The organism is Pontibacter korlensis, assembly GCF_000973725.1.
Taxonomy (GTDB): Bacteria; Bacteroidota; Bacteroidia; order Cytophagales; family Hymenobacteraceae; genus Pontibacter; species Pontibacter korlensis.
In genome coordinates this window covers 857,340-880,939 of record NZ_CP009621.1, presented here as the reverse complement: position 1 = coordinate 880,939, position 23,600 = coordinate 857,340, and the positions used below count along the sequence as shown (strand labels likewise).

At 46.8% G+C, this 23,600-nt stretch carries 17 protein-coding genes and 2 pseudogenes; 8 read left to right on the top strand and 11 right to left on the bottom strand.

Features of this window, described 5'->3' with window-relative positions; genetic code table 11:
• Positions 1–38 precede the first annotated feature (38 nt).
• Positions 39–632: a HupE/UreJ family protein gene (locus PKOR_RS03560; RefSeq protein WP_046309158.1), complete on the bottom strand. Its 594-nt coding sequence runs from the start codon at positions 630–632 to the stop codon at positions 39–41.
• 361 nt (positions 633–993) lie between these two features.
• Between PKOR_RS03560 and PKOR_RS03555 the strand changes: the two genes are divergently transcribed.
• Complete coding sequence (locus PKOR_RS03555) at positions 994–2,199, top strand: lactonase family protein (protein WP_052738710.1); 1,206 nt, start codon at positions 994–996, stop codon at positions 2,197–2,199.
• 65 nt (positions 2,200–2,264) lie between these two features.
• On the opposite strand, the gene PKOR_RS03550 is transcribed toward PKOR_RS03555, so the two are convergent.
• Entirely contained in the window at positions 2,265–2,672 is a 408-nt protein-coding gene (locus PKOR_RS03550) for a DUF5004 domain-containing protein (protein WP_046309157.1), read from the bottom strand.
• A gap of 217 nt (positions 2,673–2,889) precedes the next feature.
• Between PKOR_RS03550 and PKOR_RS03545 the strand changes: the two genes are divergently transcribed.
• Positions 2,890–3,252, top strand: a complete 363-nt coding sequence (locus tag PKOR_RS03545) for a SpoIIAA family protein (RefSeq protein ID WP_046309155.1) — start codon at positions 2,890–2,892, stop codon at positions 3,250–3,252.
• A 207-nt stretch (positions 3,253–3,459) separates the two neighbouring features.
• On the opposite strand, the gene PKOR_RS23330 is transcribed toward PKOR_RS03545, so the two are convergent.
• From PKOR_RS23330 to PKOR_RS03505, 8 genes and pseudogenes are all read right to left on the bottom strand, one after another.
• Positions 3,460–6,141 (bottom strand): T9SS type A sorting domain-containing protein, encoded by a 2,682-nt coding sequence (locus PKOR_RS23330; protein ID WP_052738709.1) that lies wholly within the window; start codon positions 6,139–6,141, stop codon positions 3,460–3,462.
• Positions 6,142–6,748: 607 nt separating this feature from the next.
• Positions 6,749–7,600 (bottom strand): alpha/beta hydrolase, encoded by an 852-nt coding sequence (locus PKOR_RS03535; RefSeq protein ID WP_046314041.1) that lies wholly within the window; start codon positions 7,598–7,600, stop codon positions 6,749–6,751.
• Between the two features lie 216 nt (positions 7,601–7,816).
• On the bottom strand, positions 7,817–8,599 hold the full coding sequence (locus PKOR_RS24965) for a DUF4142 domain-containing protein (RefSeq protein ID WP_158453736.1): 783 nt from the start codon (positions 8,597–8,599) through the stop codon (positions 7,817–7,819).
• A 235-nt stretch (positions 8,600–8,834) separates the two neighbouring features.
• Positions 8,835–11,453, bottom strand: a complete 2,619-nt coding sequence (gene clpB, locus PKOR_RS03525) for an ATP-dependent chaperone ClpB (RefSeq protein ID WP_046309154.1) — start codon at positions 11,451–11,453, stop codon at positions 8,835–8,837.
• A gap of 405 nt (positions 11,454–11,858) precedes the next feature.
• A pseudogene (locus PKOR_RS03520) lies at positions 11,859–12,762 on the bottom strand (IS982 family transposase).
• 106 nt (positions 12,763–12,868) lie between these two features.
• Positions 12,869–13,849 carry a hypothetical protein gene (locus tag PKOR_RS03515; RefSeq protein WP_148561624.1) on the bottom strand — a complete coding sequence of 327 codons (981 nt, stop codon included), beginning with the start codon at positions 13,847–13,849 and terminating at the stop codon, positions 12,869–12,871.
• Between the two features lie 70 nt (positions 13,850–13,919).
• Positions 13,920–14,606: a deoxyribonuclease V gene (nfi, locus tag PKOR_RS03510; RefSeq protein ID WP_046309152.1), complete on the bottom strand. Its 687-nt coding sequence runs from the start codon at positions 14,604–14,606 to the stop codon at positions 13,920–13,922.
• A gap of 147 nt (positions 14,607–14,753) precedes the next feature.
• Positions 14,754–15,422 carry a hypothetical protein gene (locus PKOR_RS03505; RefSeq protein WP_052738707.1) on the bottom strand — a complete coding sequence of 223 codons (669 nt, stop codon included), beginning with the start codon at positions 15,420–15,422 and terminating at the stop codon, positions 14,754–14,756.
• 132 nt (positions 15,423–15,554) lie between these two features.
• Between PKOR_RS03505 and PKOR_RS03500 the strand changes: the two genes are divergently transcribed.
• Both PKOR_RS03500 and PKOR_RS03495 read left to right on the top strand, forming a co-directional pair.
• Complete coding sequence (locus PKOR_RS03500; protein WP_046309151.1) at positions 15,555–16,238, top strand: dienelactone hydrolase family protein; 684 nt, start codon at positions 15,555–15,557, stop codon at positions 16,236–16,238.
• Between the two features lie 52 nt (positions 16,239–16,290).
• The gene (locus PKOR_RS03495) at positions 16,291–16,926 is read left to right on the top strand and encodes a phosphoribosyltransferase (RefSeq protein ID WP_046309150.1); all 636 of its coding nucleotides are present in this window, start codon (positions 16,291–16,293) and stop codon (positions 16,924–16,926) included.
• Here the strand turns inward: PKOR_RS03495 and PKOR_RS03490 are convergent, their stop codons facing one another.
• Positions 16,927–18,270: a GDSL-type esterase/lipase family protein gene (locus PKOR_RS03490; RefSeq protein WP_052738706.1), complete on the bottom strand. Its 1,344-nt coding sequence runs from the start codon at positions 18,268–18,270 to the stop codon at positions 16,927–16,929.
• A gap of 369 nt (positions 18,271–18,639) precedes the next feature.
• Between PKOR_RS03490 and PKOR_RS03485 the strand changes: the two genes are divergently transcribed.
• The 4 genes and pseudogenes from PKOR_RS03485 (at position 18,640) to PKOR_RS03470 (ending at position 23,476) form a co-directional block, all read left to right on the top strand.
• Positions 18,640–20,868, top strand: a complete 2,229-nt coding sequence (locus tag PKOR_RS03485) for an NADP-dependent isocitrate dehydrogenase (RefSeq protein WP_046309149.1) — start codon at positions 18,640–18,642, stop codon at positions 20,866–20,868.
• Between the two features lie 254 nt (positions 20,869–21,122).
• Entirely contained in the window at positions 21,123–21,869 is a 747-nt protein-coding gene (gene gntA, locus PKOR_RS03480; protein ID WP_052738705.1) for a guanitoxin biosynthesis heme-dependent pre-guanitoxin N-hydroxylase GntA, read from the top strand.
• A gap of 85 nt (positions 21,870–21,954) precedes the next feature.
• Positions 21,955–22,449, top strand: a pseudogene (locus tag PKOR_RS03475) (DUF1989 domain-containing protein); the annotation flags it as partial.
• Between the two features lie 37 nt (positions 22,450–22,486).
• Entirely contained in the window at positions 22,487–23,476 is a 990-nt protein-coding gene (locus PKOR_RS03470) for a glycosyltransferase family 2 protein (protein WP_046309147.1), read from the top strand.
• The last annotated feature ends 124 nt before the right edge of the window (positions 23,477–23,600 follow it).

The following is a 23,600-nucleotide window of genomic DNA, read 5'->3' as shown; positions in this document are numbered from 1 at the left end:
TAGTAAAGATTAAGTAATAATGGTGTGATGGCTGCACATTAAAATATACTGGTTTCCATCATCAATATCAATGCTATTCCTGCTGCTGCACTGGAAAGCACCATAATCCAGTCGCGTTTTTTGGCTCGGAACAGGTTCATGATCAAGAATCCTGCTACCAGAAGTATACCTACAATAAGGAGCTGCCCGAGCTCGATGCCGATGTTAAAGGCTAGCAGCTGTTGCCAAATATTACCGTTGCGGCCCAGCATCTGGCGCAGGAAGTTAGAAAAGCCCATGCCATGGATCAGGCCAAAAAACACAGCCATCAGGTTGTGCAGCGACAGTATGGTTCTCTGTTTGGTAGCAGCACCCTTCAGCTTAAAGAAGTTTGTGATGCAGGTAAAAAGTATGGTAACTGGTATCAGAAACTCAATAAGTGCTGTATCGAACTTGATGATGTTAAAGGTAGCCAGCGCCAGTGTTATGCTGTGCCCGATAGTAAAACTTGTCACCAGGGCAAGTACCTTCTTCCAGTCCTGCAAAGTATAAATGGCACTCAAGGCCAGCAGGAAAAGCATGTGATCGTAGGCTTTAAAATCAAAAATATGATGAAAACCCAGTTCAATATAGGTATAGAAGACAGATGACACCGCGGTGATTTGATTTAGTTAAGGGTAAAGCAAGTGGCAAATTACACATCTGCGGCTAAACATGCAATGCCGTGGCAGGTAAGTGAGGTGGTAAAATCCTAAGTTTCATGTACAATTAGCGAGTAAAAGTGATCTTACCCTTATCACAGAATCGAAAAGTTAGTTTATACTTCTGTTGGCTAATCGGAAAGTGCTTTGAGCAACATTTGGCAAGGCTGCAGTCCATAATAGGGAGGACATGTAATATCATCCTTTGCCTATATAATTAAGGTTGATTTATGCTCAGTTTTCATACCTTTAACGTTACATTTTAGAAGATCAGATCAATGTTTCCCGTACAGGGTATCATCTAAAAAGACTTATGATAAAACTCCCTAACCTAATCCGTCAAAAGCTGGTAAGCAGAACTGCGCTGGGCCTGACTATTTTTTCATTGGCTTTAGCCGGATGTAACACGTCCGGTGAGCAGCAGGAGACAGCCACTGCAACAACCTCAGAACCTGAAACTATGAATACAGCCTTGGTATATGTAGGCACCTATGCCGATCCGGATGCTGAAAGCATTTTCCTGTACAGTCTGAACTCAGAAACAGGCGAACTGACGCGTGTAAGCGGTTTCAAGGCCGGAGCAAATCCTTCTTACTTAGCTTTGGATAATACAGGCAAGCATTTATATGCTGTAAATGAAACAACAGAATATGAAGGGGAGCAAAGCGGCGCTGTAAGTGCCTTTACCGTTGGAGAAGAAAATAAGAGCCTGACGCTACTGAACAAGATATCATCTAAAGGAGGTGCCCCATGCTATATCTCCCTATTCGACAACACTGTGTTGGTAGCCAATTACATGGGAGGTAACGTAGTTGCTTTGCCAGTGTTGGAAGATGGAAAACTAGGAGAGGCAACTTCGGTACAGCACAAAGGCACCGGGTTAAACAAACAACGACAGGAGGCGCCGCACGCGCACTATATAGCCCCGTCGCCTGACGGGAAGTATAGCTTTGCTATAGACCTGGGTGCAGATAAAGTATTTGGCTACAAAGTAGAGAACGGAAAACTGGTGAAGAACGATCCGTTTGTTGCCTACGCTTCAGAGGCCGGCTCAGGTCCGCGCCACCTGGCCTTCCACCCGAACGGGGAGTATGCATTCCTGTTGCATGAGTTAAACTCTACCATGACGGCTCTTGCCTACGATGCTGCAAAAGGCACCTTCACTGAAATTCAAACTTTACCAACCCTGCCTGCTGATTTCAAAGAAAACAATCAGCCTGCTGCTGTTAAAGTATCGCCGGATGGCAAGTTTCTGTATGGCTCTAACCGTGGCCATAACAGCATAGTGGTCTATGCTATTGAAGAGGGCACAGGCAAACTAACGCTTGTGCAGCACGTAAGCACCGGCGGCGACTGGCCACGCGATTTCACCATAGACCCTACCGGTAATGTGCTGCTTATCGCGAACGAGCGCTCTAATAATATCACTACCTTTAAAGTGGACAAAGCGACAGGTAAGCTGACTGCTACTGGCCATGAGGCGCAGGTGCATAAGCCTGTGAACCTGGTGTTTAAATAAAAGTATACTTTTAAACAGAAAAGGCCAGCTACAACAGCTGGCCTTTTCTGTTTAGGAGCGTCATTCTATTCTGTCACCCGCTCCATAGTAGTGGTGGTGGTGCCATCTTGGGTGGCGTGTATCATTCTGTCTTTCCCGTCCCAGGTAACCAGGGCGGTATCTATATGTGTGCCGTAGCGGATGCTGAGAACTTGGCTTTCTGCATCGTAGTAGTAGCCGCCGCTCAGGCCTCTGCCGTCTGTATCCAGCTCCATTCTAAACTGCCCAGACTCCTCAAACACAAGCCGCATGGTACTTTGGTGCAGAGTGTTCTCAATGTCGCTTTTCTCTTTTGCCTCTTTGTCATCACCAATTTGCATGTCTACCAGCCTCCAGCTTCCAACAATAGAATAGGCTGTCTGCTGCTCTTTAGGAGCAAAGCTAGAGAAGGAGCAAAGTATAAATATGGCGATGGTGGTAAAGAGTGATCTCATAAATAAGGGTTTGTAGAGCTATGTGCTCATTATTAGGGTGTGTGCGCACCCGATGGTAAACAGGTAGAAGCGGAAATCGTTTCTATAAAAGTACTTACGTAAGCCAGGCCGAAATTGCAACTGTTGTAGAAGGTAAACGGTGAAGGATTCTGTTGGAGATGCAAACACCATACTAGAAGCACAGTATTGTTAATATTAACGGAAAAGAAGCAACATTATGATAGAAATTTTGCCTGAGACACGCAATAATATGTTAGCGGTGCGGATAAGCGATGAATTGACTGTAGATGACTTTGACCAATACAGGAACTTGCTCCGCGACCTGATGCAGCGCTATAAGGAGGCACACTTGTTTTATGAGATGGTGAACGTGGACTGGGTGCAGCCTGTTGCAGCTATTGAGAATGGTATGTTCGATGTGATTCATGGCCTTGATTACGGCCGTGTCGCCATGGTAGGAGAGAAGAAATGGCAGGAGTGGGCGGCAAAGCTTATCAGCCCAGTGAAGAAGAAAGGTGTGCGCTACTTTGATCTTGCTGAGCGGGAACAGGCCATGAAGTGGGTGCAGGAGGGAGAGTAAGATGATTTGGCATTGTAGTGGTCATGCAGACGAGCCCACAGTGATTATAGCAAACAGAAAAGGCATCTTATATAAGATAGCCTTTTCTGTTTGCTATGAGTAAGAACGGGTGCTGTAATGTACAGTAAGCTCCCGTCATACTAATTCACCTCATAGTAAGTGTTCATAAAGAAGCGCATAAAATTATAAGTACCTGCACCTGCCCGGCTATTCCTTAACTAGCTTTACCCTTTGTGTCTGATCGTTCCATATAGCCGAAAGAACATACAGGCCGGCAGGTAAATAAGAGGGCGCCTGTAAGCGTTTCTTATTTAATCCCTTTTGTACCGGTACATTTTCTCTGAAAACCTCTTTTCCCGTTGTGTTCACTACTGTGATCAATAACGCATCGCTGGAAGCGGCTTCTATGGACAGTTCTATTTCGGAAGAAAATGGGTTTGGGGATGCTACCATACTTATGCCGGCTTTACCAAAATCTACAGCTTTAGGGCCGAACAACTCAAAGGTACCGTCGGTGTCTATTTGCTTTAGTCTGTAATAGATAACTCCTGCTTTGCCATTGCGAATGTCGGTGTAGGAGTACTTATTACCTTGAGCACTGTTGCTGCTCTTAGCTTCCACAAAGTCTAGTGCAGTAAAGGTGTGACCATCTGTTGATGTTTGTATCTCAAAGCCTTTGTTATTAAGCTCCATACCTGTTTCCCAGTTTACGATAGTGTACATTCCACTTCTTTTGGCTGTGAAGGATTTGATGGTTACAGGAAGAGTGCCCATTGGTTGGTTATAATCTGAGCCTACAAAATGAGCAGCCGATTCTACATTGCTTTTAATCAGCTTATTGTCATCAAAGTTATACTCGATGTCGTTGTGACTCACCCATTCTGAGTCAGGAGTATCTTTTTGTGATAATGTAAAATTTAAGGAGTTCTCCTGAAGGTTACCCAAAAGAGCTTCATCATAGTACATCTCAAAATCATAAGAATAGGTAGCAACATTGTTTTGCTCTCCGTTAAGAATCTCCATAGAGCTGTTCATGTGCTCAATTGGATAGCTGTTTAAAAACTGCCCCGGTTTATACTTAATGGCGAAATTAGAGGGGATGTTTGTAGCGGTAGGGGACCAAGTAACGGCAGCCATCTCACGGCCAGCAAAATAGAAAACCTGCCTTTTACCCGCCGCTCTTTCACCACTCACCGCCATATCCGGTGCTGTGGCGGTAGGTATAAACTCCAATGCGCCCATGTCCACGCCGCCTGTTGCCACACTTATGCTTCTGTTAACATCTAGCATATCTTTAGGTACGGCAGCTATCTGTACTCCCGTACCATTTGTAAACCAACTACGCGGACTTGATGGGTTGATGGCTAAGTTTGTGTTAGAAGTAAATGCTGGTTCCCCAAACATAGAACTGCCGTCCATTAATGTAGCTGCTTTCCAGTCTGCCAAACTTGCTGCGTTGGTGTTTTGTATAAAGCCTAGGCTATTAACTGTGGATGTAGAGGAAGAAGCAACAAAATACAAATTGTAGTTTATGTTGCTGAATGCAGCTCTGTCAGCAAGAGAATAGACAGCATAATTTGTTGTTCTTAAAGCTCCTGAGCTTGCTGTTTGTGTGTTGACCAAGATGTTATTTCGTACATCAAGACCGGTAGTACCTGAGGCCACAGCCAAGGCAGCAGCGACAGACCCTGTTACTGATCTTTGGCCTGTCATAGATATGGAGTTGTTATAAAGCTTGTGGTTTTCGCCTTCATCTATTACAACACCATAAAGGTTGTCCAGTCCACTGTCCGTTATGCTGCTGCTTATGTCTATTCCAGTGCCCAGAATACTATGAATCATGTTGTTGATGATCCTAATGTTGCTGCCGCTGTTGATGGTTATACCTCTGGCTCCGGTGTTGCCGGTTTCTGTACCAGCCGAAATAGTACACCCGCTTACAGAGCAGTTGTTCGACTTATCCATTGCTATTCCCCATGGTGTTTTAGCACTGCTATTGTGAATCTTAAATCCGCTGAAGTGAATGTTGTCAACCATGTTCAGGTATATGAGGGATTCTTTGTCCGATGAACCCTTAATAGTGGCAGATCCTGGAGTAGCAGACTTAAATGTAACTGGCCAGTTTCCAGCTCCCGTGAATGAGTCAATAGTTAATTTTTTACCGTCTTCTATATAGTAGGTGGGGTTTGTGTGATTAAAAATAACTTCGCCAGATATACCCCTTATTCCTAAATGTCTGATGGCTATCTCAGGCTTTACAAAATCGCCATCTAAACCAACATTGTAGGTGCCTTCTAACGGTCCGCTGGAAGCGGTTACTCTTATCTCGTCTATGCTTAAATCTATGTCATTGCTCAACTGCTTAATGCCAATACCTAGGTAGTACTGCCCTTCAGTATTTACTGTAACTATATATTCATGTTCTTCCCATCTGCTCTTGTCAATCAAAGGCTCAGAGGCAATGATAGTAGCATTAGAGTAATCTTGTGCAGTATTGATAGCTAGTTCGAATGATGCAGTTCCACTTGCCTTATTCTGATGGTAAAAGCTAATGGTATAAATGACATCTGGGTACATAGTTATGGCAGGTGTGAAAGCCCAAACATTGATGTTTTTAACATCTGACGGATTCTTCTTCTCAATATTCATGGCAGATTGCTGAGGTTGGCCTTCTCTTGAATTTACTCCTTGTACTACCTGCCATTCATAACCACTAGCACTCTTTGTATCACTATCGCTAATCGATTTCCATCCGTTAGGGAAAGAATTTCCGGAGAATTGCTCAAAGAAAACCTGAGTCGTGTTCTGAGCAAAAACAGGTGCAGATAAAAGAAGTAGTATGGAGAAGATTCTGAATGAATTGAATAGGTTAAAGTAAAGTTTTAGCATAACATATAACTGTTTCTTGCAAGACTATTTTTCGTTTTGCTATACTTGGTTTAGATTAAGCCGTTGCATTATATAGATATATTATTTAAACTATTTATTTAATTCATTGATTTTCAATAACTTAATTACATGTTCATTGTTAAAACTTTTAATAAAATAATCATATACAAGTTTTTGTGCTGGTAATACATAGAATGGTTTTGCCTTGAACGGAAGTATGATATTGTACTACCTGGTGCAGATTCTTATGAATACTCTTGCCGTCGTCTTACCTTTCTTAGAGATTAAGTTGTTGGTGGAATAGCCCGAGTAACAAAAAAGGCGGCACCTCATGAGGTGCCGCCTTTTTATGGCAAGTCTTTAATATTTAGTTGCTTTCCAGTAAAATTTCTACATACAGGTTATAGAACTGTACCTGCTCATTTTTCCTGCAGCCTCTACCGCTGCTTTTTTATGGGCCTTGCCTCACAGGCCTTTTCAGGCAGTCCGTTCAGTGCGTCGTGTGGGGTATACACTTCAGCGGGCGAGCATTAAACCGCTAGTAAAGCCCTGTGCCCAGGTAGTTTAGTGTCCGGTATGTAGGCAGCGCCTGTGAGAACCTAGTTTATTATTGTGCCAAGGCCTCAGCTCGCGCCTTCTGGAAGAACAGCAGGTGGTACTCCAGCGCGTTGCCCCAGTACACCCAGTTATGCTCGCCGGGCCGTTCAATATAGTCGTGAGGCACCTTTTCATACACCAGGCGGCGGTGCAGTTCGCGGTTATCTTCAACCAGAAAATCATTCACGCCACAATCAATCATAAATTTAACGCCACTGGCTTTTAGCTGCGGCACCATATGCACAACAGAACTCTGCCGGAATAGCTCCTGGTTCTCCTGCTTCGGACCAAGCACTGCCTCTATACTTTTAAGCAGGTTTTCGTGCTCAATGCCTGCTACGTTCAAGGCGCCACTCATGCTGCCAGCAGCTAAGTATAGCTCAGGGTTACGCGCAGATAGGTATAAAGCACCATGCCCGCCCATACTCAGGCCAGAGATAAAACGTCCGCGCTTATCGGCTATGGTTTTATACTTGCTGTCCAGCTCCTCTCGCAGTTCCTTTGTAATGTAAGTTTCATACTGGCTGCTTTTATCTGTAGGGCTGTCAAAGTACCAGCTGCTGAAACCACCTTCCGGTGTAACGATGATGATTTGATACTTGTCTGCCATTTGCTGCAGCAGGTTTTTCTGTGGCGGTGTTTTCAACCAGTCACTGTAGTTACCGCTGTAGCCGTGCAGCAGGTACAGCACCGGGTAAGGTCCGCTCTTTTTTTTCTGATGACCGTCTGGTGTCACTACGCCCGCTTTCAGCGTTTTCTGCATGGACGGGCTCTGAATAACCAGTGTATCTACTTTGGCTGCCTCGGTGGTAAAAATTGTGAGGGCAAGTAGCAGGAGGAAAGTATAAAATCTCTTTCGCATGGCGTTAGGGTATAGCACCTGCAAAATATAGATTTTTAGTAATAGCTAAAGCATAAGCCTGTTTTTAAGTACAATCTTGTGTACACTTCTAAAGCTTGTTGTTGACGTGCTACTTAGATACTATAATTCAGTTGGGGCAAGAGTCAATATCCTTCAAAAAAAAAACAGTCCGCCAGGCACCTGCCTGGCGGACTGTTTTGCTAAAGTTAGGTTTACTTAATCTACAGTGTCTTCAATTTCGGTTGCTGATTTATGGTGAGACTGCAATAGCGGTAGTGTTTTAGCCGCAAAAGACTTCACTTGTTCAGATTCGGCGTTATTGGATTTCGCCTCAAACATGGCTACATCCATTTTATGTGCACGCTCCATAGTATCCATATAGTCTTCGTCGAAGCCAGTGCCCGTTTTTTTAGAGAGTTTGTCTACCATTGCCTGGTGCATTGGCATAAGTGTAGTAGGTAACTCTACACCCATCTGAGAGGCTATAGGTTTCATTTGCTGGCTAGCCTTTGTGTGGTGGTCTACCATCATCTGAGCGAACTCTTTTACCTGAGGGTCAGTGGCTCTCTCGGCAGCCATCTTGCCTAGTTCAATTTCCAGCATGTTGCTGCTGGCGGCAGTCATCAAAAAGGTAACGTCATCAAGGTTCATCAAAGCGGTCATGTCAACCTCTGTAGCTGCATCCATGCCTGTTGTAGCAGTTGCTGCTCCAGTTGCTCCTATCGTACCTGGTCTGTTCGTGTCACCTGTCGTGCCTGTAGTGCCCGTGTTGGTACCTGTTGTGCCAGTTGTACCTGTGTGCGTAGTAGAGGTGCCGGTTGTACCAGTAGTGCCTGTTGTCCCTGTATTTGTAGTTGTCTCATTATCGGTGCTACCAGCAACGGTAACTGTTTCAGATGTTTCCATCGAAGTATTATCTGCAGTAGTAGAGCCTGTGCTGCTACATGCGGTTGCAGCGACCATGGATCCTGCAACAAAATAAAATATGACTTTTTTCATAGCTTTCATTGGTTAAAATTTAGGGTTTTATACGGCAGAATTATAAGGTAGGTAATCGTTGTGCAATAACTATTTAGTGTAAGTCATTATATATAGGGTTTTGTGACGGTTAGTATGAAGGAGAGTGCAATAAAATTGAGTGAATGGGTAAAGCGAAAAATAGCACCAGTATAAAAAGATAAAGCGGCACCTCATCAGAAATGCCGCTTTAGTATTGCTAAACTTTAAACTTCAATTACTTTCCTGTAGGTATCTCTACATCCACGTTGTTAAATAGGATTTCTCCGTTTTCCAACACGGCTTCTACTACAGAATCTTTATTTATTTTACCAGAGAGTATCTCTTTTGATAGCTCATTAAGTACCTGGCGCTGAATAACTCGTTTCAGCGGACGAGCACCAAACTGCGGATCGAAACCCTGCTCGCCTAAATAGTCCAGTACCTCGTCGGTGGCGATCAGCTGTATGCCAGCCTCTTCCAAACGATGCTGTATATGACGGAACTGGATGCTGACGATCTTGCGGATGTCGCCACGGCTCAGCGGACGGAACATTACCAGCTCGTCGATACGGTTTAGGAACTCTGGCCTTACCGACTTCTTCAGCAGGTCAAATACTTCCTCTTTCGTCTGCTCAATAACCTCATCATGGTTCAGCGGCGTCATCTTTTCGAAATTAGCCTGTATAATGTGCGAACCAATGTTTGACGTCATGATGATGATGGTATTTTTAAAGTTCACCACGCGACCTTTACTGTCTGTCAATCGGCCGTCATCGAGCACCTGCAACAGGATGTTGAACACATCCGGGTGCGCTTTCTCGATCTCGTCGAGCAGTACTACAGAGTATGGTTTGCGTCGGATAGCTTCTGTTAACTGACCACCTTCATCGTAACCCACATATCCTGGAGGTGCACCAATGAGGCGGCTCACAGCATGGCGCTCCTGGTACTCGCTCATGTCGATGCGCACCATGGCGTTATCGTCGTTGAACAGGTAGTCGGCCAGCGCTTTGGCGAGCTCAGTTTTACCCACACCGGTTGTACCCAGGAAGATGAACGAACCAATCGGGCGCTTCGGATCCTGCATACCCGCACGGCTCCTGCGCACGGCATCCGAAATAGCCTCAATTGCTTCTTCCTGGCCGGCTACACGCTTGCCCAGCTCTTGCTCCAGGTGCAACAGTTTCTCGCGGTCGCTCTGTAGCATTTTGCTTACAGGTATGCCAGTCCACTTAGCTACCACTTCGGCAATATCCTCAGAGTTCACCTCTTCTTTCAGCATTGGGTTTTCACCCTGCATCTCGCGCACCTGCTCCTGCAGTTGCTTCAGATGTGCCTCAGCCTCCTGTATCTTGCCGTAACGAAGCTCAGCTACGCGGCCATAGTCGCCTGCACGCTCGGCTTGTTCAGCCTCCAGTTTGAAGTTCTCAATGTTCTCTTTTGCTTTCTGGATTCCTTCAATGATCTGCTTCTCATTCTGCCACTTGGCTTTCAGATCATCGCGCTTGCCAGAAAGGTCTGCAATCTCTTTAGAGAGCGCAGCTTCCTTGTCCTTATCATTTTCACGGCGGATAGCTTCACGCTCAATCTCCAACTGCATAACACGGCGCTGCAATTCGTCTAGCTCCACTGGCAATGAATCGATCTCAATGCGTAATTTCGCCGCTGCCTCGTCCATCAGGTCTATCGCCTTATCTGGCAGGAAGCGGTCGGAGATGTAGCGGTTCGAAAGCTCTACCGCAGAAATGATGGCATCGTCCTTAATGCGCACGCCGTGATGCAGTTCATACTTATCCTTGATACCACGAAGAATAGAGATAGCGTCCGGCACGCTTGGCTCATCCACCATCACGGCCTGGAAACGACGCTCCAGTGCTTTATCTTTCTCGATATATTTCTGGTACTCTTTCAGGGTAGTGGCACCAATAGCGTGTAACTCACCACGTGCCAGGGCTGGTTTCAGCAGGTTGGCTGCGTCCATAGCACTATCACCGCCTGCACCGGCTCCAATCAAAGTATGTATCTCGTCGATGAAGAGGATGATCTCACCCTCGGCATCCGTAACCTCTTTGATAACCGCCTTCAGACGCTCCTCGAACTCACCCTTATACTTGGCACCTGCCACAAGCAGACCCATATCCAGGCTCATCAGCGTTTTGTTTTTCAGGTTTTCCGGTACGTCACCAGACACCATACGCTGCGCCAAGCCCTCTACAATGGCGGTTTTACCCACACCAGGCTCACCCAACAGTACAGGGTTGTTTTTGGTGCGGCGGCTCAGGATCTGCAGCACACGACGTATCTCCTCGTCACGGCCAATTACTGGGTCAATTTTTCCGCTTCGGGCCAGCTCGTTTAGATTGCGGGCATAGCGCTTCAGCGAGTTATACTTGGCCTCGGCGTTCTGGTCTGTTACCTTGGCGCCGCCGCGCAATTCTTTGATGGCTTTTTTGAGGTCTTTCTCATTGAAACCAACATCCTTCATCAAGCCGGCTACTTTGTCGCGACCAGCCAGCAGGCCCAGCAGCATGTGCTCTATGGCAACATACTCATCGCCAAACTCTTTCAAGTATGAAGTAGCTTTTTGCAAGGCTGCAGCGGCATCATTAGCCAGGTATGGACTGCCACCGCTTACTTTTGGGTAAGCAGCTACTGTCTCATCCAGCTTGCTGTGCAGGATGTTACCGTTGATGTTCAGTTTCTGGAGCAGGAAGTTGGTAACATTCTCGTCTGTCTCCAGTATCGCTTTTAAAATATGCCCAGTATCGATAGCCTGCTGCTGATTGCCGCCGGCTATCTCAGTGGCCTTCTGAATGGCCTCCTGAGCTTTGATGGTATAGTTATTAAAGTTCATGTCTCTTCTCCTGTTTTCCCTAGTTTTAATTCTACGAGCTTTATAACAAAGGATACGCCAGTAGTACTTTTAGGTGGTTTAACTGTAAATATGTCATGATAATAGCAGTTGGTGTTGGAATAATGAGCCATAATGGCAGCAAAACAGCTAAGCTTTGCAGCGTTTAGTTTTCCCCTCACACGATGTTTGAGAAATGTAGGTGTGCCTGATCATAGCCTGATCCTATAGTAGTGCTGTAGATGCACAAGTTAGTTGCTGTAGGAGGAGGCGCTATTTCTAAATCGGTTTATGGTGAGGAGGTTTCATAAAAGGGTTGTGCGGAAAAAGAAAAAGCCTCACGTTTCTAAGTCGTGAGGCTTTGTAATTATTAGTGGTGTGAAGACTAGTATAACGTGAACTCGGGAATTAGGCATATATTCTAGCCGGCTTAAAGCTACTTGTCTGGTCCAGAGATGTGTATGCGGTAAGGCCGGAGAGAATCTGGGCTAGGGCGTTCAAAGGATTTCGGTGGCGGATGTGGTCGATGTCACAGACTCCTCATCAGAATATCATTGACGGCCTCGATGCTGCCCCGCTTGAGCAGGTTCAGCTTATCCTGTAGCGTAAGGAGCATGTTTTTCATGTTGCGCCGCACTTTGGTCACCAGGTGCAAGCCCTCTTCGAGCAGCTCCTCGAAAAGGGAAGTGAGATAGCCTTTATCGCCATAACACTTGCCTTTGAGCCCGGAGAGCAGGAAGCTGAGCACCTTCGGGTTATTGTCGGCCACGTTAGCCGGAGTGATCAGGAAGCGCACCAGCTGACTGTGCTCGTTGGTGACCAGGTGCAGCTTGAGGCCGTAGAACCAGCCGGTGGATCCCTTGCCCCGGCTAGCCATGTCGGCAAAGACCCTGTGGGAGTGGATGCGGCGGTTGTCGCAGACAGGCAGCTTCTTGGAGTCGATGTCGTAATGGTCGCTTCTTTGCCAGAGGCCTGCTCGGTAGTGGGCCAGCAGAAAAGCGTGCAGCAGCGCCTGCCTGGCCAGTTCCAAGAAGTGTGTATACGAGACGGCCCGGGGGAAATAGCTTCTCAGCTCTCCCAGCACCAGGCGCTCATAGTAGTACTCAAAGCACTTGAAGCCCGACAAGTGGTAAAGGACGAGGATGGTGAGCACCTCGCTTTCCGAAAGGGAGGGCTTGCGGCCTGCCGGGTGGCGCGGCGCGAGTCCCTCGGGTAAGGGATGGGTAGTAAGGTACTCCTTCACCTGAAGGCAGAAATCATCAATTTCGCAGAAGACTTCCACGACTTTGGTAGTATCGATGATAAAGTACATAAGGCGAAGGAGTTAGGTGAAATAATGGCTGTTATTTCTACCTGCCCCTTAGCCTTCTTGTTTATACGAAATACTGATTTTTACTTAGTGAATTCCCGAGTTCACGTTAATATACTCTTTCGATAATCACTTCGTCTACTCTGGAGCCTGCATCGCCCGGAGACTCCATTAGGGTAGTGCGTTTGGTGGTTACCAGCGTTGGCCAGGTGTTTTCCAGATCGAAAGTATAGGTATTGTAGTCGCGGATTTCCATTTTCATTTCAGCAAAGGTTTTGCGCAGCTCTTCCATCTTCTGCTCCATTTCGGCAGCACTTTTAAAAGATGTTGAGGCTATTACTTTGCCAAACATATCAGTAATCATTCTGCGGGTATCTTCCGAGTCAGGGTTTAGCTCGTTGATAAAGGTGCAGGTGCCGTTTTCATAATCAATTGGCTTAAAGTAAACAGAGGCGTTTGCTTTAATAGGATCTCCCCCAAACAGATTAGGGAGCATGTCTTCATAATAAACTGTGTCTACCAAGCTAAAAGCGGCACCATAAGGGCCATGGAAGCTCTGTAGCTCTTTCAGTACTAGGCTTTCGATGCCCTCTTTTGAGCTGTACATTGTCTTGAATGGCTTCATAGCCTTCTCAAAATCACGCTTTTTGGCTACCTCTGTGTTCTTGATAACCAGGTCAAAAACGTCGCTCATCATTTTGCTTACTTCTTTCCAGTTCTCTATTCCCTGGTAAGTACCCATTTCATCTGTTTTATACTTGATGGTCAGGTAGCGGTACTTCTCGCCAAGAGACTCCATCTGTGCCGACAGTTCGGGGGCACTGTTGAAAAGCGTGTTTTCATACTTCCACTCAACCAGGTAAGAAGTAGCGGTAGAGTCCAGTACAGTAAAGCTTGTAAGGTAAGAGGAGGTTTCGTTTTTGGTTTCTTTGCCATTGCGGTGCTCCAGCCGCTTTTTAATAACCTTGTACTTCTGCGTTTCGCCCTTATGCCAATAGGCTACAAATGAGACAGTAGAATCTTGCTGGGCCAGTAAATTTGTGGTGCAAATGGTGAGTAGGAAAGTGAGGAAAAGGTAAAATTGTTTCATATAGCTTGGGTTGTATAACATGGGCCGCAAAGCTACATTTATCCTGCTGATCGGTAAATAGTAAGGTACTTTATTTCACCTCCTTTTTAAACACCGCCGCATAGTGATCCGCCAGTCGCGTTGGCTCTGGTAGTTTATACTTGGTGGCACAGTTCAGTGCAATCTCTGTAGCCGACTCCAAATCCATCAGGTGACCAGGCGAAACAAAAACAGGCTTGATATTATCCTTTGTCCGCAGCACATTGGCTATAACCTCATCCTTGTAAACCAAAGGAGAAACAGAGCCTTTGGTGGCTGCAGGTTCTGTATACTTGCCAACCAGTACTTTCTTGGCAACGCCCATGGTGGGTTTGTTCAGGTGCAGGCTCAGGTGAGTGGCAATACCCAAGCGGCGCGGGTGCGAAATGCCATGGCCATCCACCATGATCATGTCTGGCTTCTGCTGTAGCTTTTCGTATGCTTTAAGCAGGTTAGGTGCCTCGCGGAAGGCCAAAAAACCGGGAATGTACGGCAGCTCCACTGGCCCATAGTGCCATACTTTCTCCACTACTTCCAGCTCAGGGTAGGTCAGAAGTATAAAAGCAGATAGAATAGTGTCTTCTCCAATAAAAGAGGAGTCACAGCCTGCAATCAGTTTCAGGTTGAAGTCCGGCTTCTGGATGATGATGCGCTCCTGCATTTGCCGTTGCAGCTCAGTTAGCTCTTGCAGCACTTTAGGGTCGGGTGGAGGTGCATCAAAGCGTCTGTAGTAAGCCATGGTATAGTTAGATAGTTTAAATTTGTGAGGTTAGAAAGTTAGAAGGTTACAAAGTTGAGTGTATATAGGTGGTTTGCTATCAATACGGTGATAGCCATATAAACCGTTAACTTTTTAACTCTTACCTCTCCAACTTTCAAACTCCACTTACGCGCTGCAGGGTACGCGAAGGTCGGCGAATAAGAGTTGCCAACGACCTTTGTTGTAGCCAAAATGGAAACGAAAAGCAGAGTTCGTGTGCAGCACGGTTGCCTGTACCTGCTGCTGTAGCTTTTGTACCTGTTCCTCCTGCTGTGCGCTTAGGCTGGCATACTGCCACATGTCAGAATTTTTGAAGCTGGAAGTATTGAAAGTATAAAAGCACCCGTCTTCAGAAAAGCCTGAGGCTCCGCCATCCATAGCGGCACAATCGAATTTAGGAAAAGCCTTGCGCTGCTGTAGCTGGCATTCTTTTACCTGCTGGTTTATACTTGTAAAGGGTTGTTGCAGGTACTCCCACTTTACCTCCTGCACTGTTGCATAGTGGGCATAAGCAGGTACGGCACCAGGTTGCTCTATCAGCCAGAAGCCTTGCGCAGCATCTATAAAATTGTTCAGTGCCGCTGTATCGGCTGCTTGTAAGGCGCTGAAAAACTGCTGGTATGCTTTTTCAAACATGGCTGCGTCTGGCTCTTCCGGCTGGCCCATACGTTGCGGTTCCTCCTGCACAGCCTCTAACGAATTTATCCTCTCATCGCCCAGGTTGCTGTTACGGCCATCTATCCCACAGGCAAAGCAAGCAGCAATCAGAAAAAGTATAGATAGAATATTACGCATGATTTAAGGTATTACTACAAACACAAATACGCAGTTGGCAGCTCTCAGATATATACTTTCTGAACTTTGAAAATAACAGGTCGTACTCTTAATACGCAGCCAGAGAGCTGAACTGAACAATACGAACAAGCTATGATAAACTACACTTTCAACGAAAGCGTCCGCATAGATGTGCAGGGTGTTTCGCTTATTGGTGATTTGGCTATACCCGAGAATGCATTCGGACTCATTATTTTCTCGCACGGCAGCGGAAGTAGCCGCCTTAGCACCAGAAACCGCTTTGTGGCAGAACACTTGCAGCGATCAGGTTTCGCTACTTTGTTGTTCGACCTCCTGACAGAAGAAGAGGACAAGGAGACCAAGAACCGCTTCGATATACCTAAGCTTACCCAGCGCCTGATCGAAACCACTTACTGGGTGCAGCAGGATCCTCGTACGCAGGACTTCAACATTGCCTACTTTGGTGCCAGCACTGGTGCTGCCTCTGCCATAGGAGCCGCCGCCGCTGAAGGCCCGGATATTGTAAAAGCAGTAGTAAGCCGTGGTGGCCGCCCTGACCTGGCAGATACAGTGCTTCCCGATCTGCAGGTGCCAACCCTGCTGATAGTGGGGGGTAAAGATGAGACGGTGCTGGAAATGAATATACAGGCACAAAATGCCATGCAGTGTATAAAGGATGTAGAAATTGTACCGGATGCCACCCACTTGTTTGAAGAGCCAGGCGCACTGGAGATGGCAGCTCAACTTGCCACCGACTGGTTCCGCAAGTATGTGAAGCCAAACAAGCAGCAGCCGTTACGCCAGAGCCAGCCTTAGTGGTTGGAGTAATGTGAATTGGCAGATGATACGTTCGTAAACCCGAAGTAAAATGAATGGGCAGCTTATACATAACCGAGCGCAGGCTGCTCAGTTGCTGGCTGAGCGACTAGATAAGTACAGAGGGCAGCAGGGGGTAGTGCTGGCCATACCCAGAGGAGGGGTGCCTGTGGCGGCACCTATTGCCAAAAAGCTGGGCATGCCGCTGGAGGTAACACTCTCCAAAAAAATAAGACACCCTCAAAATAAAGAGTTTGCCATCGGGGCTGTAAGTATGGATAGTGTAACGGTGGATGAGCGGGCTGAGGTGCCAGAGGAATATATTGTGGAAGAGGTGCAGCGCATCCGCCAAAACTTACAGCAAAAGTACAGGCTCTTTATGGGCGACCGCCAGCACATCCCGCTTCAGGACCGCATTGCCATTATTGTAGATGATGGTATTGCCACCGGCAAAACCTTGGAGGCTACGGTTAAGCTGGTAGAGAAAGAGCAACCACGAAAGATTGTAGTAGCTGTGCCGGTTGCGCCGCCTTCTGCCGCAGCGTATTTCTCTAACTTGGTAGATGAGTTCATCTGTCTGCTTGTGCCACCCTTCTTCCAGGCCGTAGGGCAGTTTTATGAGGAGTTTACCCAAACTACCGATGAAGAGGTGATTCAGCTACTCCAGGAGCAGGACGAGCCATTGTAGTTATCGCTCTACTATAAACTCAGAGTAGTATTGCTTATCACCAGCCATTACACGCACCAGGTATAAACCTGCTCCCTGTAGTAAACTTGTTGCTATCTGGGTGCGATAAGTCCCGTTATTTCCTTTCAACTTTTCTACCTTTTGCACCAGTTTCCCGTCGATGGTGTAGATATGCACATTCGCCACGTCTGTTGTGTTTTTGTGCTGCAAGTGTAGAGCTATACTGTGGCCTCTGCTGCTGGTAGGGTATACACGTAAAGCCTGCTCCTGTTTTGGAGCTTCTACCTGCACAACCTTAGAAAAGGTGCTGGTGCTATCAGTGTCTACTTGCTTTAACCTGTAGTAAAGCAGTCCTGATGGGGTAAGGGTATCTGTAAAAGTATAATGCTGCATGGTAACGGTAGTGCCAGCACCTGCTACTTTTCCTTGTGGTGAAAACTCGTTGCCATCGGTGGAGCGCTGTATCTCGAAGTAAGCATTATTCGTCTCAGAGGCCGTTTGCCACTCTAGCTGCACATCATTATTTGTAGAGAGGCTGGCTTTGAAGAAAGAAAGTTCTACCGGCTGGGGTGTGACCAACAGATTCATTGCATCAAACCACTTCTGTGCCATTTTCTCCTCACCACTGGCGTTAGGATGTACACCATCCCAAGTATCAACTCCTTCTGTTGCATCGAAGCCGGAATACTGATCTACCAGTATCACCGGTGATGCTGCTGTATTCAGCTCTTGCACCAGGCCCGGAATCCGCTTGTTCAACTCCACAATGTTATCGGCTATAGCTGGCCCTACTTTTTGGCTGTAGGCAGGTATAAGCTGGGCCAGTATAATTGTTACGGCTGGATTTTTTCCTCTTATCTGTTGCACCACCTGCCTTAGCTCATCTATAGTTTGCTCATAGCAGTCGCTGCCATCGCCACATTGCCTGAACATGTCGTTTGTGCCCAGGTGAATAAGTGCAATATCAGGAGTATAAGTTTGTAGCCACCGGACTAGGTTGCCCTCTCCGGCTTTGCCGTTTAATATTTCATCGGCACTCCAGCCCCAGTGGCCCTCGTTACGGTTGGTGTAGGTGCGGCCTTTGTACACTATGTTTTTAACGGCAGGATCTCCTCCAAAATTAGTATCATGCGAGCCCACAAACTCTACATCCACATCAGCATCTACAAGCTTTTGCCAGAGCCTATACCTGTACCCCGGGTGCTCCAGGTTACCTTGCGTAATGGAGTTGCCCAAGGTCATGATCTTGAACTGCGCTGTAGAAGGTGTGGCGTTGCTGGCAAAGAAGAAGACAAGCAGGTAGCGCAGCAACTGTATGCTTATGAAAGTATAAATTGTACTCATATCGTGGTAAAGAGCTAGTAAGTATCCAAGCTAACAAAGACGTAAGCAGTAGGTAGCTGTTACGTAAGCAGGTTAAAAAATCTGTCAAAGCCGACCTAGGGGTAGGGAAGTAAGCAGGAGCAAAAGGTAAGTTTTTACATATTGATACTCCTTTGCCGGCGGAAGGCACGTAAGACTATACTTTTGGTATCTTTCTGGAGTCTGATGAGGGTTTGGCCTGAAAAAGGAGGGATTACTAAAGGTAACTGGCAGGGATGGCAGGAAAGGGAGCTTCAGATTAGCCTATATCAAAAAGACTACTATATTTGCTATTAGAACCTATATCTACTTCCCCTGTTGGAAGTAGATAACATAAACTCAAAGATTGATATGACGACAAAAGCATCAAGAATCATTTATACTATAACCGATGAAGCCCCTGCGCTGGCTACGCGCTCCTTTTTACCAATTGTTCAAACGTTCACAAAAGCAGCAGGTATTGAGGTAGAGACAAGAGATATCTCGCTGGCCGGCCGTATACTGGCTACTTTCCCAGAGAACCTGACCGATGAGCAGAAGCAGTCGGATGATCTGGCTTACTTGGGTGAGTTGGCTAAAACTCCAGAGGCAAACATCATCAAGCTGCCAAACATCAGTGCTTCTATTCCGCAGCTTACAGCGGCTATTAAGGAGCTGCAGGCGCAAGGTTATGATATTCCTGACTATCCGGGCGAACCAAAAAATGATGCTGAGCAAGAAATAAAGGCGCGCTACGCAAAAGTGTTGGGTAGTGCGGTAAACCCAGTGTTGCGTGAAGGTAACTCTGATCGCCGTGTGGCTGATGCTGTAAAGCAGTACGCTAAAAAGAACCCGCACTCAATGGGTGCATGGTCTTCAGACTCTAAAACGCACGTGGCCCACATGAGCGAAGGCGACTTCTACGGCAGCGAGAAATCAGTTGTAGTAGAAAATGCTACGGATGTACGCATCGAGTTTGTTGATGCCAATGGTAACACCAAGGTTCTGAAAGAGAAAGTGGCGCTGAAAGAGGGAGAAGTAATGGACTCTTCTGTAATGAGCAGAAAAGCACTTCGCTCGTTCCTGGAGAAGGCAATTGATGATGCAAAAGAGCAGGATATACTGCTGTCGCTGCACCTGAAGGCTACCATGATGAAGGTGTCTGACCCTATTATGTTCGGCCATGCCGTTACTGTTTTCTTCAAAGATGTGTTCGAAAAGCATGCCAATACCTTCAAAGAGCTTGGCGTAGATCCGAACAACGGTCTGGGCGATGTGTATGCTAAGATCAAGAACCTGTCGGATGATGAGCGCAGAAACATTGAGGCGGACATCAAGGCGGTGTATGATCAGCGTCCTGCATTGGCGATGGTAGATTCTGATAAAGGCATCACGAACCTGCACGTGCCAAGCGATATTATTATTGATGCCTCTATGCCGGCTGCTATTCGTTCTTCCGGTAAAATGTGGGGACCAGATGGCAAGCAGTACGATACAAAGGCCATTATTCCGGACCGCAGCTATGCAGGCATCTATCAGGAGGTAATCCAGTTCCACAAAGAGAACGGTGCCTTCGACCCGACTACCATGGGTACTGTGCCTAACATTGGTCTGATGGCTCAGAAGGCTGAAGAGTATGGTTCACATGATAAAACATTCCAGATTGTAGAAAGCGGTGCAGTGCGTATAGTTGATGCTTCTGGCAATGTATTGATGGAGCAGAAGGTTGACGAAGGAGATATCTTCAGAGCCTGCCAGACGAAAGACCTGCCTATCCAGGACTGGGTGAAGCTGGCTGTTACCAGAGCTCGTATCACCAACACTCCGGCTATCTTCTGGCTGGATCCGCAGCGTGCACACGATACTAACCTGATCAAGAAAGTAGAGCGTTACCTGCAGGACCACGATACAAATGGTCTTGAGATCAAGATCATGTCTCCGGTAGATGCCATGCGTTATACTTGCGAGCGTGCTAAAGCTGGCCAGGATACTATCTCTGTAACCGGTAACGTACTTCGTGACTACCTGACTGACCTGTTCCCAATCCTGGAGCTGGGTACAAGCGCTAAAATGCTTTCTATCGTTCCGCTGCTGGACGGTGGTGGCCTGTTCGAAACAGGTGCCGGTGGATCCGCTCCGAAGCACGTACAGCAGTTTGTAGAAGAGAACTACCTGCGTTGGGATTCATTGGGCGAGTTCCTGGCACTGGCTGTGTCGCTGGAAGATCTTGCTTACAAAACCAACAACGAGAAAGCTGCCGTGCTGGCAGAGGCGCTGAACCAGGCGAACGCTAAGTTCCTGGAGAACGATAAGTCTCCTTCCCGCAAAGTAGGTGGCATCGATAACCGTGGTAGCCACTTCTACCTGGCCATGTACTGGGCACAAGCACTAGCCGAGCAGTCTAAGAACCAAGAGCTGAAAGACAGATTCTCTAAGTTTGCAAAAGAGCTGACTGATAATGAGAAGAAGATCATTGATGAGCAAATCGCTGCACAGGGTAAGCCGGTAGAGCTAGGAGGTTACTACCACCCAGACGAAGAAAAAGCCAGCAAAGCCATGCGTCCAAGCGAAACGCTAAACAGCATACTAGCTAGCTTCTAAACAGAAGTATAAAGTATAAACAAGAAAGGCTGCCTGAGCGATCAGGCAGCCTTTCTTGTTTATACTTTATGGCTGCTAATGAAGTACAAGCAAAGACAAAAGGTATAGCTAACCTTGTATATCATGTAGCTAGTTCCAACAGATGCTTACCTGGAAGACCTCCAGTACTTATCCGCATGCGTTGTTTTGCCGTAACATAGAGGCATACTGTCTGCAAATTAAGACCAGCAGATAGTAATAATCTAAATCCTGGAATGGCTACAAGCAATATAAAAAAGCAAAGTTACTTTCTGCCCGAAGAATTGGAAGATTATCCGGATGAACGGGTCAGGGCAATTCATTCAAGTATAGTTGAAAAGATAAGCGACACTGAATACCCTTGTGTAGGCGCCAAAGCCGCTATAAATTCAAATCAGTACCGTTTAGGCGTGTATAGTAGTATGGGTGCCGACGAAACTACGCGCCAATTAGGAGAGGACCTGAAAAGCTATACTGCAGAAACCCTATCTGCGGAGAGCGAATATATGACCTTGATTGCCGTGTTCACCGACGAGGCAGTTTCTGAAATCGATTTTGAGGAAAAGCTATGGTTACAGCTCCAGAAATTGCACGACAGTGAAAAACACTTGCAGCTTTGGGATCCAACAGTAAGCAACAATCCTGATGACAACGATTTCAGCTTCAGCTATAATGGCACAGCTTTTTTTGTGGTAGGCTTGCACCCCAATGCAAGCCGCAAAGCCAGAAGATTTGAGCATACGGCCTTGGCTTTTAACCTGCACCGCCAGTTTGAACAGCTGCGCGAGAAGAGTATTTACGAAAACATGCAGAAGGTAATTAGGGAGCGCGAAATTGCCTACGAAGGTTCCATAAATCCTATGTTGAGTAACTTCGGAGAGGGATTGGAAGCTCCTCAATACAGTGGCCGGCAGGTAGATGAAAGTTGGAAATGCCCTTTCCTTGCCGGATTTGATTATCAAAGAAGAAAAGATAATGATTAACACGATAGCAAAACAGACCGGAGCGGCCTTCAAGCTCCGGAAAGGAGACAAACTGAAGGTAATAGACCCATAGGGTGAGCAGGTAAGCGATATGGTCCTGTTTAACGCAGACGACACACGTGAGAAATTGTCGTCTGGCAAAACACTTGACTTTGAGGAGACTATTTTAATCACGAAAGGGCACCACCTCTGGAGCAACCGTAGCCGGAAAATGATGGAGATACTGGAGGACACCAACGGCCGTAACGATTTCTTACTGGCCCCTTGTAGTCCTGAGACCTTTCAGATTATGTATAACAACCCCGATTACCACCCCAGTTGCTTCGAAAACCTGCTCATCAACCTAAGCAAATTTGACATTGCCCCGGATAATATTCCTAAAGCCTTCAACATTTTTATGAATGTGCAGTTCGCACCCGACGGAACACTCTCCGTAGAGCCACCGCAAAGTAAAGCCGGTGATTACGTGTTGCTGGAGGCTGAAATGGACTTGATAGTTGGGCTGACGGCATGTTCTGCAGAGCAATCAAACAATTATGCCTTTAAACCCATCCAGTATGAAATTATTTCTGGAGGATGATACTAGACAAAAGACAGCGCTTCTAGATTAATGCCTTATGCCTGATCTGCAATGTACTTACCTGTGCCCCATTCGCGCCTCTTCTACAGACGGGGCAGCCATAGAGGAGTTTGCGCAATACTGGAGGTTTCTGGCGGAGCAGGGTTGTGAGGTGCTGGTGGTGGATGGTTCGCCAGAACCTGTCTTTAGTCGGCATGCAGCAGCCTGGACGCATTGCCGCCACATAGCGGTAGATAATAAGTACACCTACCTCAACGGCAAGGTAAATGGCGTTATGACCGGAGTAAACGCTGCCAGTCATGATAAAATCATCATTGCCGACGACGACATACGCTATACTGCTTCAGACCTCCGGCGAATGACAGAGGATCTGGAGGGATACGACGTAGTAAAGCCGCAGAACTACTTTGGCCTTGTACCCTGGTGGTCCCGCATCGACTCAGCCCGTATGCTTATCAATCGTGCGGTAGTTCCGGAAGGAGACTACCCCGGCACCAACGGTGTGCGCAAAAGTATTTTTGAAAAGGCTGGCCCCTACGATGGTGACGTGCTTTTTGAAAATGAGGAAATGATCAGGCATTTTCGCAATCACGATGCCCGCTTTCGCTATGCCACTGACTTTTTTATCAGGCGTATGCCGCCCACGCTGGATAAGTGGCTGGAGCAGCGGCCTCGACAAGCTTACGAGGACTTCGCGATGAAGAAGAAGACAACCTTGTTTGCGTCGCTGTTGCCGGCGCACCTGCTGTTGGGAGTGTTTGGCAAGCGTAAATTTCTGGGGTTATTGGCACTTGCAACTTCAGCTGTGGCGGTAGGATTGGCTCTGCGTGGGCGCAGGAATGGGGCACAGAAGTGTATTCCTGCGCGCTATGCCTTGTACGCACCATTATGGGTGCTGGAGCGATCCATCAATGTACATGTAGCCCTTTACTGGCGCTTTGTGAAAGGAGGGTGTCCTTACACGAACGTTGTAATCCGGAAAGGCACCGGTGATGCCTGGAAAGTTCAATCTAAGAAAGCTGCTTAAACCATACTTCCCAATCCATGTTGAGTCGCCTCTGTTTTCAATAGAATGAGTTAAACGTCAGGTCAGTCATTCTTTCTTTGATTAATTCTTATATCATCTTCCTTACACAGTTAAGTGGCAAACA